Annotated in this window: 13 protein-coding genes; 7 read left to right on the plus strand and 6 right to left on the minus strand. The window is 74.4% G+C overall.

What is annotated here, in order from left to right:
- Nucleotides 1-684 precede the first annotated feature (684 nt).
- Together AB0M39_RS32675 and AB0M39_RS32680 are read right to left on the minus strand one after the other, a co-directional pair.
- A complete protein-coding gene (locus AB0M39_RS32675) occupies nt 685-1,029 on the minus strand; it encodes a chorismate mutase (RefSeq protein ID WP_365370178.1) in 345 nt (114 codons plus the stop codon).
- A gap of 25 nt (nt 1,030-1,054) precedes the next feature.
- Nucleotides 1,055-1,933, minus strand: coding sequence for an AraC family transcriptional regulator (locus tag AB0M39_RS32680; RefSeq protein ID WP_365370180.1), 879 nt, complete (start codon nt 1,931-1,933; stop codon nt 1,055-1,057).
- A gap of 132 nt (nt 1,934-2,065) precedes the next feature.
- On the opposite strand from AB0M39_RS32680, the gene AB0M39_RS32685 reads away from it, so the two are divergent.
- Nucleotides 2,066-3,808, plus strand: coding sequence for a beta-galactosidase family protein (locus AB0M39_RS32685; RefSeq protein ID WP_365370182.1), 1,743 nt, complete (start codon nt 2,066-2,068; stop codon nt 3,806-3,808).
- A gap of 261 nt (nt 3,809-4,069) precedes the next feature.
- On the opposite strand, the gene AB0M39_RS32690 is transcribed toward AB0M39_RS32685, so the two are convergent.
- Nucleotides 4,070-4,837, minus strand: a complete 768-nt coding sequence (locus tag AB0M39_RS32690; protein WP_365370184.1) for a serine protease — start codon at nt 4,835-4,837, stop codon at nt 4,070-4,072.
- Between the two features lie 222 nt (nt 4,838-5,059).
- Between AB0M39_RS32690 and AB0M39_RS32695 the strand changes: the two genes are divergently transcribed.
- On the plus strand, nt 5,060-5,956 hold the full coding sequence (locus AB0M39_RS32695; protein ID WP_365370186.1) for a hypothetical protein: 897 nt from the start codon (nt 5,060-5,062) through the stop codon (nt 5,954-5,956).
- A 23-nt stretch (nt 5,957-5,979) separates the two neighbouring features.
- Nucleotides 5,980-7,527: an ankyrin repeat domain-containing protein gene (locus AB0M39_RS32700; protein ID WP_365370188.1), complete on the plus strand. Its 1,548-nt coding sequence runs from the start codon at nt 5,980-5,982 to the stop codon at nt 7,525-7,527.
- Between the two features lie 390 nt (nt 7,528-7,917).
- Here AB0M39_RS32700 and AB0M39_RS32705 read toward each other — a convergent pair whose 3' ends face one another.
- Together AB0M39_RS32705 and AB0M39_RS32710 are read right to left on the minus strand one after the other, a co-directional pair.
- Nucleotides 7,918-8,799: an SDR family oxidoreductase gene (locus AB0M39_RS32705; protein WP_365370190.1), complete on the minus strand. Its 882-nt coding sequence runs from the start codon at nt 8,797-8,799 to the stop codon at nt 7,918-7,920.
- A gap of 1 nt (nt 8,800) precedes the next feature.
- On the minus strand, nt 8,801-9,649 hold the full coding sequence (locus tag AB0M39_RS32710; RefSeq protein WP_365370192.1) for an SDR family oxidoreductase: 849 nt from the start codon (nt 9,647-9,649) through the stop codon (nt 8,801-8,803).
- Nucleotides 9,650-9,716: 67 nt separating this feature from the next.
- On the opposite strand from AB0M39_RS32710, the gene AB0M39_RS32715 reads away from it, so the two are divergent.
- Genes AB0M39_RS32715 through AB0M39_RS32730 form a run of 4 tightly spaced genes read left to right on the plus strand, consistent with a single transcriptional unit; the run spans nt 9,717 to nt 13,208 of the window.
- Entirely contained in the window at nt 9,717-10,466 is a 750-nt protein-coding gene (locus AB0M39_RS32715) for an enoyl-CoA hydratase family protein (protein WP_365370194.1), read from the plus strand.
- Nucleotides 10,467-10,495: 29 nt separating this feature from the next.
- Nucleotides 10,496-11,332, plus strand: coding sequence for a CoA-transferase (locus AB0M39_RS32720; RefSeq protein ID WP_365370228.1), 837 nt, complete (start codon nt 10,496-10,498; stop codon nt 11,330-11,332).
- Nucleotides 11,329-12,084, plus strand: a complete 756-nt coding sequence (locus AB0M39_RS32725; protein WP_365370196.1) for a CoA-transferase — start codon at nt 11,329-11,331, stop codon at nt 12,082-12,084. The genes AB0M39_RS32720 and AB0M39_RS32725 overlap by 4 nt, the downstream gene beginning before the upstream one ends.
- On the plus strand, nt 12,084-13,208 hold the full coding sequence (locus tag AB0M39_RS32730; RefSeq protein ID WP_365370198.1) for a nitronate monooxygenase: 1,125 nt from the start codon (nt 12,084-12,086) through the stop codon (nt 13,206-13,208). Before AB0M39_RS32725 ends, AB0M39_RS32730 begins: the two co-directional genes overlap by 1 nt.
- 351 nt (nt 13,209-13,559) lie before the next feature.
- Here the strand turns inward: AB0M39_RS32730 and AB0M39_RS32735 are convergent, their stop codons facing one another.
- Complete coding sequence (locus tag AB0M39_RS32735) at nt 13,560-15,143, minus strand: DEAD/DEAH box helicase (protein ID WP_365370200.1); 1,584 nt, start codon at nt 15,141-15,143, stop codon at nt 13,560-13,562.
- Between the last annotated feature and the right edge of the window lie 78 nt (nt 15,144-15,221).

Below are 15,221 nucleotides of genomic sequence, written 5' to 3' on the forward strand. Positions count from 1 at the left end.
CAGCACCAGGGCGTTGGACACGCTCTTGGAGCTGTCGGTGGCCGTGCTGCTGCCCAGGTCGGCGCTGGCGAAGATCTGCTGCCCCCAGTCCATCCCCGGGGCGCGGGGCACAGCCGCGGGACGCGCACGGCCGAAGGGCACCGGCACGGCCGCGGTGCGCGGACCGGCTGCGGGGGCGCGGGCGGGGCGAGGGGCTCGGGCACGGCCGCAGGACGCGCGCGCAGCCGCGGGAAACGCGCACGACCGAGGTGCGCGAACCGGCGCCGTGGCGAGCGCCGCCGAGGCGTGGGGCGCGGGCATGCCGTGGGACGCACCGTCGGTCCGCGGGGAGCGGGCGCAGCCGAAGGGCGCAGGGCCGAACCGCGGACGCGGACACGACCAGGGGACGCGGGCACAGCCGCGCGGCGCGGACCCGCCGCGGGGGGGGGCACCGCCGGACCCCGAGGAGCGGGCACAGCCGAGGGGCGCGGGGCGAGACCGCGGGCGCGGGCACGGCCGCACGAAGCGCCGCCGGTCCGCAGGGCGCGGGCACAGCCGCGGGGCGCGAACCCCGCCGCACGGCGCACCGCCCGTCCCCCGGGCGCGGGCGCGGCCTCGGGGCCGTACCCCCCGGGTTCGGGGTCGTTACCCCGTACCCCCGCACGGCCTCGGGGCCGTACCCTCCACCCCGCGCCCCGCGCAGACTCACACCCCGCCGTCGCTCCCGTCGCCCGCCTCGCTCGTCGGCTTCGCCGCGATCGTCTCGTGGTGGCGGATGACCTCCGCGATGATGAAGTTCAGCAGCTTCTCGGCGAAGGCCGGGTCCAGGCGCGCGCTCTCGGCGAGCTGGCGCAGGCGCTCGATCTGGCGCGACTCGCGGGCCGGGTCGGCGGGCGGCAGATGGTGCTGTGCCTTGAGATGGCCGACCTGCTGCGTGCACTTGAAGCGCTCCGCGAGCATATGGACGACAGCCGCGTCGATGTTGTCGATGCTCTCGCGCAGGCGGGTCAGCTCGGCCCGCACGTTCTCGTCGATGTCCCTCGTGGTCATGGTCAGCGAGCTTACGACGGCCAGGTCAGGTGGGAATCGTCGGCGGGTGCTCGGGGTCGGGCACGCGGTTGCTCCAGCCGCCGGGGACGGCTCTGCCCTGCTGCTCTCTGAAGCGCACGGGGGCCGTGCCGACGCGGCGGGTGAAGAGCCGGGAGAAGTACGCGGGGTCCTCGTAGCCGACCCGGCGGGCGACGGCCGCGACGGGCAGCTCGGTGGCCGCGAGCAGTTCCTTGGCCCGGCCGAGGCGGATGCCGAGGAGGTAGTCCTTGGGGCTGCAGCCCGCTCCCCGGCGGACCGCCGTGCGCAGCTCGGCGGGGGTCATGCCGTGCCGGGCCGCGTGCTCGGCGACGGAGAGCGGCTGGAACGCGTCGCGGGCGAGCGCGGTCAGGACCGGGTCGCCCTCGGCGTTGGTGTCGGCGCGGTCGCGGCGCAGGGCGACGAGGAGCTCGTGGACGGCCGCGCCGGTCTCGACCTCCAGCAGCGGGTTGCCCCGCCGGGCCGCGCGCGCGATGCGGCCGACGGCGGCGCGGGCCGCTGCGGTGTCGCAGAGGGGGACGACGGGCCGGTCGGGCTCGATGTAGCCCAGCTCGGTGTAGGTCGTGGTGGCGGGGCCGGAGAAGTCGACGAAGCTCTCGTCCCAGCCGCCGTGCGGATCGGGGCCGTAGTGGTGCGGGACGCCGGGGGTGAGCCAGAGCACGGCGGGGGCGGTGACCGCGGTGCGCCGTCCGTCGGGCCCGCGGAACCAGCCGCTGCCCGCGTTGATCACGACGGCGACGTGGTGGTCCAGGGTCCTGGGGCCGACGGTCGGCAGCGTGCCGTGCTGGAGGCCGACGCCGAGGCAGACCAGTCCGAGACGGTGGTGGACGGGACTGGGGGTGAAATAGCGCATCCAGGTGTGGTACATCCGCCTTCGTCCCTTCTTCGGGCCCGAGCCGCCGCGTTGCGTCCAACCAGCGCCGATCTTTGTCCATGGACCCTCTCGCCGCCAGAGGGCGAAGGTGGGTCGCGGGTACGTGACCGGACGAGGGGCGGGTTCGTGGCTGAGTTCACTGTGGGCGAGAGGGACTTCCTCGTGGACGGGGAGCCGGTGCGGCTGCTGTCGGGGGCGCTGCACTACTTCCGGGTGCACGAGGCGCAGTGGGGCCACCGGCTGGCGATGCTGCGGGCGATGGGGCTCAACTGCGTCGAGACGTACGTCCCGTGGAATCTGCACGAGCCCGAGCCCGGCCGGTACGCGGACCCGGAGGCGCTCGGCCGGTTCCTGGACGCGGCGCGGGCCGCGGGGCTGTGGGCGATCGTGCGGCCGGGGCCGTACATCTGCGCCGAGTGGGACAACGGCGGGCTGCCGCACTGGCTGACCGGCCGGCTGGGGCGGCGCGTGCGCACGGAGGACCCGGAGTATCTGGGCCATGTGGAGCGCTGGTTCACCCGGCTGCTGCCGCAGGTCACCGCGCGCCAGGCGGACGCGGGCGGCCCGGTGATCATGGTCCAGGTCGAGAACGAGTACGGCAGCTACGGATCCGACCAGGCCTATCTGCGCCACCTGGCCGAGCTGCTGCGCGGCTGCGGGGTGCGCGTGCCGCTGTTCACCTCGGACGGGCCCGAGGACCACATGCTCACCGGGGGCTCGCTGCCGGGGGTCCTCGCGACGGCGAACTTCGGGTCGGGGGCGACGGAGGCGTTCGCGACGCTGCGCCGCCACCAGCCGTCGGGTCCGCTGATGTGCATGGAGTTCTGGTGCGGCTGGTTCGACCACTGGGGCGGGGAGCACGTCGTACGCGACCCGGCCGACGCGGCCGAGGCGCTGCGGGAGATCCTGGAGTGCGGGGCCTCGGTCAACCTCTATATGGCGCACGGCGGCACGAGCTTCGCCGGCTGGGCGGGGGCCAACCGCGGCGGCGAGGTGCACATGGGCGCGCTCGAGCCGGACGTCACGTCGTACGACTACGACGCGCCGATCGACGAGCGGGGCCGGCCGACGGAGAAGTTCTGGCTGTTCCGCGAGGTGCTCGCGGAGTACCGGCGCGGGCCGCTGCCCGAGCCGCCGCCGCCTCCCGCCGCGCTCGGCGCGCCGGTGACGGTGGAGCCGGGCGAGTGGGCCGCGCTGGAGGACGTGCTGGAGGCGCTCGGCGACGAGGAGTGGGAGGGCCCGGCGCCGCCCGCCTTCGAGGAGCTGGGCGTGGACCGCGGCCTGGTCCGCTACCGGGTGCGGATCCCCGGCCCGCGCGCGCCGTATCCGCTGAGCGCGACCGGGCTGCGGGATCTGGCCGTGGTGTACGTCGACGGGGTGCGGGCGGGCGTGCTGAGCGAGCGTCGCCCGGCGCTGGAGGAGCCGGTGGCCGGGCCCGCCGTGGTGGACCTGTGGGTGGAGTCGCTGGGGCGGGTCAACTACGGCCCGCTGACGGGCGAGCCCAAGGGGATCACCGGCGGCGTGCTGCACGAGCGGCAGTATCTGCACGGCGTACGGGCCCGGGGGCTGCGGCTGGCCGCCTTCGACGAGCCGGGCGCGATCGACAAGGTCCCCTTCGCGGCGGCGGCGCCCGGCGCGCCCGGCCTGTACCGGGGCGGCTTCGAGACCGCCTCCCCCGGCGACGCCTGGCTCGAACTGCCCGGCTGGACCCGGGGCTTCGTCTGGGTGAACGGCTTCTGCGCGGGGCGCTACTGGGCGGCGGGACCGCAGAGCGCGCTGTTCGTGCCGGGGCCCGTGCTGCGGGAGGGGACGAACGAGCTGTGGGTGCTGGAGACGGAGAAGGCGGGAGCGGGTGTGCGGCTGAGGTGACGCCGCCCTGCCCCCGCCCCTTCGCTCGGCCTGACGCGGCCAGGGGATCCCGCCCCGGACCCCCGCTCCTCGCACGCCGGCGGGGCGTGGAGGCTGAACCGGAGGTCTGGGGCGGGGCCACGGCCGGCGAACCGGCCGAGTGAGCCGGCCGAGGGAACCAGCCGAGGGAATTGCTGACCGGCTGCAGAGCCGACCGGCTGCACAACCGGCTGACTGCAGAACCGGCTGACTACGAAGCCGACCGACTACAGAGCGGACCGACTACAGACCGGCCGCCGCGGACTTGATCGCCGCGGCGAACGTGGACACCTCGGTGTAGACGCCGGGGAGGCCGGGCCTGGCGCAGCCCTCGCCCCAGCTGACTATGCCGACCTGGATCCACTGGTTGTCGTTGTCCTTGCGGAACATCGGGCCGCCCGAGTCGCCCTGGCAGGTGTCGACGCCGCCCTGCGGCAGACCGGCGCAGATCTCCTCGCCGGCGACGAGCGAGGGGTACGCCTGCTTGCAGCTGGCGTCGCTGACGAAGGGAACCTTCGCCTTGAGCAGGTAGCGCTGCTGCGGACCGCCTTCGCGGGCGGAGCCCCAGCCCGCGACGTCGAAGGTGCCGTTGTCGTACGCCTTGGTCTCGGCGATCTTCAGCGTGGGCAGGTTGATGGGCCGGGCGAGCTTGATCAGCGCCCAGTCCTTGCCGGTGCCGTTGTAGCCGGGGGCCTGAAGGACCTTGGTCGACCTGACCTTGATGGCGCTGGAGCTCTGCAGGTCGACGACGCCCGCGGTCGCGGTGATGCTGGTGTTGTTGCCGGAGCCGCTCACACAGTGGGCGGCGGTGAGCACGATCTGCTGGGTGAGCAGAGAGCCGCCGCAGCCCATGGAGAGCCGGACCATGAAGGGGAACTCGCCCTGGGCGGCGCGGGTTCCGCCGACGACGGGCGGGGTGGCGGCGAAGGCCGAGTTGGGCGTCAGGCTGAACGCGGCGAGAGCGACGGCGCCGGCGACGGCGCATCTCTTGAGCGCGCGAAGGAGTTGCATCAACGGTCTGCCTTTCGTGGGGGGTTGAAAGGTACGCGGATGCAGGACCCATGCGACGAACCACATATCTGACATGGGCCCGACAAGGCGTGGTCCGGATTATGAAGACTGCGCAAGGGGTCCGACAAGGAGTACTTTTCAGCCACCGTCGCCAGCGGGGACGCGCTCGCGGGAGCCGTACAGTTGAGTCATGCCGACCGTCGTGCAGGGGGGTACGGGGACGTGGTGAGCGGCAGCGAGGTCGTACACGGCTTTCCGCATCTGGACACCGTCCGCGCGGCGATCACCGCGCTCTACCGGCGGCTCTCGCCCGACGGCGTGCGGTCCTACGCGCCGAGCGTGCTCCCCGCCGACGCGGCCTTCTCCGACCAGGACGACCTGCACCTGGGCGCGCAGCGCGTGGCCCGCGCGCTGGTCCAGCATCTGAAGCTGCCCGACGCCCGGATGATCGTGAGCTTCCGGGACATGCACCATGCGGCGAGCGTGGAACTGACCGCGGGCCCGGAGTACTTCATCGAGCTGAACGACCGGTTCCGCACCCACCGCAGGGACATCGGCGCGGCCCTCGCGCACGAGATCATGCACATCGTGCTGCACCGTCTGGACCTGTCGTTCCCCGGCACCCGGGACAACGAGATCCTCACCGACACCGCCACGACCTATCTGGGCGCGGGCTGGCTGCTGCTCGACGCGTTCCGCGAGGACGGCGTCTCCAGCCAGAAGCTGGGCTACCTCACGCCGGAGGAGTTCGGCTATGTGCTCGCCAAGCGGGCGACGGCCTTCGACGAGGACCCGTCCGCCTGGTTCACCAGCCCGCAGGGCTACACCGCGTACACCAAGGGCCGCGCCCAGGCGCTGCGGGACGCCCGGCAGCCCCCGCTGACCACCGGGGGCTGGGCGGGCCGCCACCGCTACGCCAAGGACCGGCGGTACGCCGTCGAGCACCCGGGCGCCGCCGGCGCGGACGACTCCTCGCCGTACGCCTTCGAGCCCGGGCCGGAGGGAATGCGCGTCAGCTTCCCGTGCCCCACCTGCCACCAGCGCATCCGCGTTCCCGTGCGCGGGCGGGTGCGGGCCCGCTGCGGGCTGTGCCGGACCATTCTCGAATGCGACACCTGACCGGACGACCGTAGGGTCGAAGCATGACGAAAGAGCCGACAGCGGGCGTGAGCGAACTGTTCGCCGCGGTGCGCAGCGGCGACGACGACGCCGTCGTACGGCTCCTGCGGGCCGGCGCCCCCGTCGACGTCGCCGACGAGGAGGGGCAGACGCCGCTGTATCTGGCGGCCGTGAGCGACGAGGCGGGCCTGGTCCGGCTGCTGCTGGCCGCGGGGGCCTCGCCCGACCGCGCCAGCGGCCCCGACGGAGGGGACCTGCCGCTGTGCGGCGCCGCGGTCGGCGGGCACACGGACGTGGTGCGGGCGCTGCTCGCCGCCGGGGCGCGGGCCGACCTGGCGGAGGCGTACGGCTTCACGGCGCTGCGCTGGGCGGTGAAGCTGGGGCACGCCGGGACGGTGGAGGCGCTCCTGGAGTACGGCGCGGACCCGGACCTGCCGGGGCCCGACGGGGAGCCGCCGCTGGTGACGGCCGCCCGCCGGGGCTCCGCGTCGACGGTCCGGGTGCTGCTGCGGCACGGCGCGAGCGGCAGGCAGGAGGCGCTGGCGGAGGCGCGGCGGTGGCTCGACCGGGATGTGGAGGGCGATCTCAGGGAGCGGCTGGTGCGGATGTTCCGGGAGCGGGCGGCCGAGCCGGCGCCGCAGTCTTACGAGACCGTCGCCCGCCGGGTCGAGGAGGACGGCGGGGTGACCGTCGTCGTCGACCTGCTGCGGGACGGGGAGCCGCTGGCCGGCGACGAGCAGCAGACCGGGCACGGCGCCATCGCGACGCTGCTGGAGAGCGAGTTGGGAGTCCAGACGCCGTACGCGGATCTGGCCGGGCGCGCCCTGCGGTGCGGGGATCCCGAGCAGGACGACTGGGTGGAGTCGGTGCTGGCCCTGTGGGGGCGCGGCGACGAGGAGACCTTCCAGGCGGCGGCCGCGTGGTGCGCGAGCGACGATCCGATGCGGCAGGCGTTCGCGGCGGACGTGCTGGCGCAGCTGGGGTTCGCGACCCCGGGTCCGGACGGGGGCGAGGCGTCCCAGCGGCCGTTCGCGGCGCGGGCGCTGCCGCTGCTGCGCGAGCTGGCCCGGGAGGCGCGGGAGCCCGAGCTGATCAAGGCGGTCGTGCTGGGGCTCGGGCACCACGGGGACCCGGCCGCGCTGCCGGAGATCCTGCGGTACGCCGGGCACCCGGACCCGGAGGTGCGCAACCAGGTGGCGCTGGCGCTGTTCGGTCTGGTGCCGGGCGACCACGCGGAGGGCGTCGCGGCGCTGCTCGCGCTCAGCCAGGACGCGGACCCGCGGGTCAGGGACTGGGCGACCACGGCGCTCGCGCACCTGGACGCCGACGGCCACGCGATCCGCGAGGCGCTGGCGGCGCGGCTGGACGACCAGGACGCGGACACCGCGGCGGAGGCGGCCAGGGGCCTGGCGAAGCGTCAGGACCCGCGCGCGGCGACGGCGCTGACCCGCCTCCTGGCGGACGCCCAGCCGGACGGCCACGCCCGGCAGACGGCGGCGGACGCCATACGGCACATCCAGGACGCCCGGCTCCGGCGCCGCCTCGAGCGGACGCATCCGCGCTGCCACTAGGGCGCGGGTGACGGGCGGCCTGGACCTGCCGGGGCACCGCCCCAGACCCCGCGCCTGACTTCGTCCGGGGGACCCCCACGAGGCTGGATTTGGCCACCTGAGCCTGGATGAGGCCGCTCCGAGGCAGGCCGCCTCAATCGCCGGCGGGGCTGGACTTGGCCACCCGAGCCGGGAGGAAGCCCCTTCGAACCAGGCCGCCTCAATCGCCGGCGGGGCTGGACTTGGCCACCCGAACCTGGAGAAGGCCCCTCTGAACCACGCCGCCACAAACACCAGCAGGGCCGGACAGGCGACCCGAGCCGGGAGGAGGCCCCTCCGAACCAGGTGCGCGGGGCTGAATTGGGCCGTCTGAGCCAGGCCGGCTCTTCACCTGACGCGCTGTTTGCGCGGTTATCGCGCCCCGTACACCGGTCCCGCCGGCGCGGCCCGTCCCAGCAGCTTTCGTGCCGTCTCGCCCGCCTCCGCCGGGCTCCAGCGCTCGCCCTTGTCGGCGGTCGGCCCCGGGCGCCAGCCCTCCATGACGGTGATGCGGCCCGCCTCGGCCTCGAAGACCCGCCCGGTCACGCCCTCGCAGCCGGCCGCGCCGAGCCAGACGACGAGCGGCGAGACGTCCTCGGGGAGCGCGGACAGGGCGGCGAAGGCCTCCTCGGTCATCCGGGTGCGGGCCGCCGGCGCGATGGCGTTGACCTGGACGCCGTACGGCGCCAGCTCCGCCGACGCCACCAGCGTGAGGCCGACGATCCCGGCCTTGGCGGCGGAGTAGCTTCCCTGGCCGACGCTGCCCAGCAGCCCCGCCCCGGACGTGGTGTTGACGACCCTGGCGGCGGTGGGGCGGCCCGCCTTGGCCTCGGCGCGCCAGTGCGCGGCAGCGTGCTTGAGCGGCAGGAAGTGGCCCTTGACGTGGACTCGTATGACCGCGTCCCAGTCGTCCTCGGGGAGGTTGACGAGCATCCGGTCGCGCAGGAACCCGGCGTTGTTGACGAGGGTGTCGAGCCGGCCGTACGTCTCCAGGGCGGCGGCCACCAGCGAGGCCGCGCCCTCGGTCGTGGCGACGTCGCCGCCGTGCGCCACCGCCTCGCCGCCCGCCGCCCTGATCTCGGCGACGACCTGCTCGGCGGGGGCGAGGGAGCCGCCTGCGCCGTCGAGGCCGACGCCGAGGTCGTTGACGACGACCTTCGCGCCCTCGGCGGCGTAGGCGAGGGCATGGGCCCGGCCGAGGCCGCGGCCGGCGCCGGTGACGATCACGACGCGATCCGCGCAGATTCCGGTCATCTCACTTCTCCTTGTCGGCGGTCGAGGCGTCGAGGAAGGCGGGGCGCTCGCCGCCTCCGTGCACGAGCAGGCTCGCCCCGCTGATGTAGGCCGCGCGGTCGGAGGCGAGGAAGACGGCCGCGTCGCCGACGTCCGAGGGCTCGGCGAGCCGCCCGAGCGGCACCGTGCGGCCGACCGCGGCGACGCCCTCCTCGTCGCCGTAGTGCAGGGCGGACAGCTCGGTGCGGACCATGCCGAGCACGAGCGTGTTCACCCGGACCTCGGGGGCCCACTCCACCGCCATGGACCGGGCCAGGCTCTCCACTCCGGCCTTCGCCGCGCCGTACGCGGCGGAGCCGGGCGAGGGGCGGCCGCCGCTGACGCTGCCGATCATGACGATCGAGCCGTGGGACGCCTTGAGGTACTCGTACGCGGCGAGCGAGGCGGTCAGCGGCGCGACGAGGTTGAGCTCGATCACGCGGGCGTGGCGGGCCGCGCCGCCCAAGCCCGAGCGCCCGCCCGCTGCCGGACCCCCGCCCGAGCGTCCCGCTGCGCCCCCGCCCGTCGTCGCGCCCGGGCCCCCGTGCGATCCGGCGCCTTCGGCGAGGAGCCGGTACGGCGTCCCGCCCGCGTTGTTGACCAGGACGTCCAGCCGTCCGCGCCGGCCCGCGACCTCGGCGAAGAACTCCCCCACCGCGACCGGGTCGCGCAGATCGAGCGGTGCGAACACCACGCCCGGGAGCGGGACTTCGGGCGGCCGGCGCGCGCAGACCACCACCTCGGCCCCCGCCTCGAGGAACGCCCGCGCGATGCCCGCGCCCACGCCGCGCGTGCCGCCGGTGACGACGGCGACCCTCCCGTCCAGCTCCATCGGCTGCTACCTTCCTCACCTAGCAGTCACCTAACAAACGTTTGGTGGAAAGGTAGCTGATCCGCTCATGGGTGTCTCCACCGCACGCCCCGAGAAGGGCATCGCAGCCATCACGGTCGACTTCCCACCCGTCAACGCCCTTCCCGTACAAGGCTGGTACGACCTCGCCGACGCGCTGCGCGCCGCCGGGCGCGACCGGGAGATCCGCTGCGTCGTCCTGGCCGCCGAGGGCCGCGGCTTCAACGCGGGCGTCGACATCAAGGAGCTCCAGCGGGACACGGGCCACCAAGCCCTGCTGGGCGCGAACCGCGGCTGCTACGAGGCGTTCGCCGCCGTCTACGAGTGCGAGACGCCCGTCGTCGCCGCGGTGAACGGCTTCTGCCTCGGCGGCGGCATCGGCCTCGTCGGCAACGCGGACGCGATCGTCGCCTCCGACGACGCCGTGTTCGGGCTCCCGGAGCTGGACCGGGGCGCGCTCGGCGCGGCCACCCATCTGGCCCGGCTGGTCCCCCAGCATCTGATGCGCGCCCTGTACTTCACCTCGCGCACCGTCTCCGCGCGGGAGCTGCACGCCCACGGCTCGGTCTGGCAGGTCGTCCCGCGCGAAGGCCTGGCCGACGCGGCCCTGGAGCTGGCCCGGGAGATCGCTCGGAAGGACGGCAGCCTGCTCCGGCTGGCCAAGGCCGCCATCAACGGCATCGACCCCGTCGACGTACGCCGCAGCTACCGCTTCGAGCAGGGCTTCACCTACGAGGCCGGCCTCAGCGGAGTCGGCGACCGCGTCCGGGACGCCTTCGGGAAGGAGCGGCAGCAGTGACCGACGGGACCGACAGGACCGACAAGACAATGACGCCCGAGGAGGTCGTCGGCCGGCTCAGCAGCGGGATGACCCTCGGCATCGGCGGCTGGGGCTCGCGCCGCAAGCCGATGGCCCTGGTGCGGGCACTGCTCCGTTCCGAGATCACCGATCTCACGGTGGTGTCGTACGGCGGCCCCGACGTCGGCCTCCTCGCCGCCGCCGGCCGGATCCGCAGGCTCGTCACCGCCTTCGTCACCCTCGACTCGATCCCGCTGGAGCCGCACTTCCGGGCGGCCCGCGAGCGCGGGGCCTTCGAACTGACGGAGCTCGACGAGGCGATGTTCATGTGGGGCCTGCACGCGGGCGCCAACCGGCTGCCCTTCCTGCCCGTCCGGGCGGGCGCCGGCTCGGACGTCATGCGGGTCAACCCCGAGCTGCGCACGGTCACTTCCCCGTACGAGGACGGCGAGGAGCTCGTCGCCGTGCCCGCGCTGCGGATGGACGCGGCGCTCGTCCACCTCAACCGCGCCGACCGGCTCGGCAACGGCCAGTACCTCGGGCCCGACCCGTACTTCGACGACCTGTTCTGCGAGGCGGCCGACGCCGCGTATCTGTCGTGCGAGGAGATCGTCGAGACCGCCGAGCTGACCAAGGCCGCGGCCCCGCAGACGCTGCTGGTCAGCCGGCACACGGTGAACGGGGTCGTCGAGGCCCCGGGCGGCGCGCACTTCACCTCCTGCGCCCCCGACCAGGGCAGGGACGAGGCGTTCCAGAAGCTGTACGCGACGACGCCCTGGCCCGAGTTCTCGGCCCGCTTCCTCTCCGGCGCGAGCGAGCACGACTATCAGCGCGCCGTACGGACCTGGCAGGAGGAGCAGAGTTGAGCAGCACAGCGACCGCCGCGGACCGCGTCCCCCTCGCCCCGGCCACCCGGGCCGAGTACTGCGTGATCGCCTGCGCCGAGGCATGGCGCGGCGCCGGCGAGATCCTCGCCAGCCCCATGGGGCTGATCCCGTCGTTCGGGGCCCGGCTGGCCAAGCGCACCTTCTCGCCCGATCTGCTGCTCACCGACGGCGAGGCGATGCTGGTCGCGCTCGACGGGACGGTCGAGGGCTGGCTGCCGTACCGCCGCCATCTGACGATGGTGACCGGCGGGCGGCGGCACGTGATGATGGGCGCCAGCCAGATCGACCGCTACGGCAACCAGAACATCTCCTGCATCGGCGACTGGGCCCGGCCCGCGCGCCAGCTGCTCGGGGTGCGCGGCGCGCCCGTCAACACCCTGAACAACCCGGTGAGCTACTGGGTGCCCAGGCACTCCGCGCGGGTCTTCGTCGAGAAGGTCGACATGGTCAGCGGCGTCGGCTACGACCGCGCGGCCGGGGCCCGCTTCCACCGTCTGCCCCGCGTCGTCAGCGACCTCGGCGTCTTCGACTTCGAGACGCCCGACCACGCGATGCGGCTGGCGTCGCTGCACCCCGGGGTGGACGTCGAGCAGGTCAGGCAGGCGACGGGCTTCGATCTCGTGATCGCCGAGGAGGTCCCGTACACCCGCGAGCCGACCGCCGGCGAGCTCCGGCTGATCCGCGAGGTGATCGACCCCGGCGCGCTGCGCGAGCGGGAGGTGCGGGCCTGATGGAGACGGCTCTGACCGAGCTGACCGGGGTCGCGGCGCCGATCGTGCAGACCGGCATGGGGTGGGTGGCCGGGCCGCGGCTGGTGTCCGCGTCCGCCGAGGCGGGCGCGCTCGGGATCCTCGCCTCGGCGACGATGACTCTCGACCAGCTGCGGCAGGCGGTGCGCGAGGTCAAGTCCCGTACGGACGCGCCGTTCGGGGTCAATCTCCGCGCCGACGCGTCCGACGCCCGCGAACGGGTCCGGATCATCGTCGAGGAGGGGGTACGGGTCGCCTCCTTCGCCCTCGCGCCCTCCCGGGAGCTGATCGCCGAGCTGAAGGACGCGGGCGTGATCGTGATCCCCTCCGTCGGCGCCCGGCGGCACGCCGAGAAGGTCGCGGCCTGGGGCGCGGACGCGGTGATCGTGCAGGGCGGCGAGGGCGGCGGGCACACCGGCGAGGTGGCGACGACCGTGCTGCTCCCGCAGGTCGTGGACGCGGTCGACATCCCGGTGATCGCGGCGGGCGGCTTCCACGACGGCCGGGGCCTGGTGGCGGCGCTCGCCTTCGGCGCGGCGGGCGTCGCGATGGGCACGCGGTTCCTGCTGACCTCGGACTCGACGGTGCCGGACGCGGTCAAGGCGCGATACCTGGCGGCGACCGTGAAGGACGTCGTCGTGACGACGGCGGTCGACGGGCTGCCGCACCGGATGCTCCGTACGGAGCTGGTCGACTCGCTCGAGCGGGCGGGCCGTACGAGGGCGCTGGCACAGGCGGTCCGCCGGGCGGCGGGCTTCCGGAGGATCTCCGGCCTGAGCTGGTCTCAGATGATCCGCGACGGCCTGGCCATGAAGCACGGCAGGGAGCTCGCCTGGAGCCAGGTCCTGCTCGCCGCGAACACCCCGATGCTGCTGAAGGCGTCGATGGTCCAGGGACGGACGGACCTGGGGGTGATGGCGGCGGGCCAGGTGGCGGGGGTGATCGACGACCTGCCGAGCTGTGCGGAGCTGGTGGAACGGGTGATGACGGAGGCGAAGGAGGTCCTCGGGTCGCTGGGGGCGACGCGCCCGTACGGCCTTCGGCCGTGTCCTCAAACGCCGGACGGGCTGAGTTTCCCGGGCACATCCAGCCCCGCCGGCGCTTGAGGCGCGGGGTCCGGGGCGGAGCCCCGCGGGCAGCCCGCACAGAGCACGTCACCCTCGCCCCAGGGGGCGACGCCCCCGTACAGCCTTCGGCCGTGTCCTCAAACGCCGGACGGGCTGAGTTTCCCGGGCGCATCCAGCCCCGCCGGCGATTGAGGCGCGGGGCGGAGCCCCGCGGCAGCCCGCACAGGGCACGTCACCGTTGCCCCAGGGGGCTACGCCCCCATACGCCCTACGGGCGTGTCCTCAAACGCCGGACGGGCTGAAACTCAGCCCCGCCGGCGTTTGAGGCGCGGGGTCCGGGGCAGCGCCCCGCGGGCAACCCGCACAGGGCACGACACCCCCGCTTCGCTGCTAGGCCGCAGTGCTGCGACGACCGCCCTGCGCCCCGCGCCCCGACCGGCGCGGCTGGCCGGATCGGCTCGGCTGGCCGCCCTGGGTGCCCTGCGCGCCGCCCTGGCTCGCCTGGCCGCCGCGGCGGCCGCGGCCGCCTCGGCTGCGGGCCGGACGCTGCTGCGGCACCACCGGCTGCGGCGTCTCGATGACGACCGCGACGCCCGAGGGCTCGCGCGCGCCGGTCAGGCGGGTGAGCTCCTCGTCGCTGGACTTGACCCTGGCCGTCTGCGGGCTGATGCCCGCGTCCGCCATCAGACGGGTCATCTCGCGCCGCTGCTCGGGCAGCACCAGGGTGACGACGCTGCCGGACTCGCCCGCGCGAGCGGTGCGGCCGCCGCGGTGGAGGTAGTCCTTGTGGTCGACGGGCGGGTCGACGTTGACGACGAGGTCGAGGTCGTCGACGTGGATGCCGCGCGCCGCCACATTGGTCGCCACGAGCGCGGTGACCTGGCCGTTCTTGAACTGGTCGAGGGTGCGGTTGCGCTGCGGCTGCGAGCGGCCGCCGTGCAGCGCCGCCGCCCGTACGCCGCTGGCCAGCAGCCGCTTGGCGAAGCGGTCGGCGGAGCGCTTGGTGTCCACGAAGAGGATCACCCGGCCGTCGCGGGCCGCGATGCGCGTGGCCACGGCCTTCTTGTCGGTCTCGTCCGCGACGTGCAGGACGTGGTGCTCCATCGTGGTCACCGCGCCCGCGGACGGGTCGACCGAGTGCACGACGGGGTCCGTCAGGAACATCCGTACGAGCCGGTCGATGTTCTTGTCCAGGGTCGCCGAGAAGAGCATCCGCTGCCCGTCCGGCTCGACCTGCTTGAGCAGTGCCGTGACCTGCGGCATGAAGCCCATGTCGGCCATCTGGTCGGCCTCGTCGAGGACCGTCGCGGAGACCTGGTCCAGGGAGCAGTCGCCCCGCTCTATGAGGTCCTTGAGCCGCCCGGGGGTGGCCACCACGACCTCGGCGCCGCGCCGGAGCGTGCCCGCCTGCTTGTTGATCGACAGGCCGCCGACGACGGTGGCTATCCGCAGCTGGAGGGAGGTGGCGTACGGGGAGAGCGCGTCGGTCACCTGCTGCGCCAGCTCGCGCGTCGGCACGAGGACGAGCGCGAGGGGCGACCTCGGCTCGGCGCGGCGGCCCGCGGTGCGGGCGAGCAGCGCGAGGCCGAAGGCGAGGGTCTTGCCGGAGCCGGTGCGTCCGCGGCCGAGGATGTCGCGGCCCGCGAGGGAGTTCGGCAGGGTGGCGGCCTGGATCGGGAAGGGCTCGGTCACACCCTGCGCCGCGAGGGTCTTCAGCAGGGCGGCCGGCATGTCCAGCTCTTCGAACGCCTGGACGGCGGGCAGCGCGGGGGTGACGGATTCGGGCAGCGTGAATTCCTGCGGGGGCGTCGCCGCGCGGGCGGTCCCCTTTCCAGCTGCCTTTCCAGCGCCCCTTCCGGCGCTCTTGGCGCGAGAGCCAGCGCGAGAGTCAGCCGGGCGCTGTCGGGTCGGACGGGCCGGACCGTCCTGACGGGCAGGACGTGCCTGGCGGGCCGGACGTTCGGAGCGAGTCATGCGGTGTTTGCCCTTCCTGGGCCTGTGGACAGCACAAGCCGGGGTCCGCACCGTGACGGTGCGGACCCCGGCTGCGAG

The organism is Streptomyces sp. NPDC051907, from assembly GCF_040681075.1.
Classification (GTDB): Bacteria; Actinomycetota; Actinomycetes; order Streptomycetales; family Streptomycetaceae; genus Streptomyces.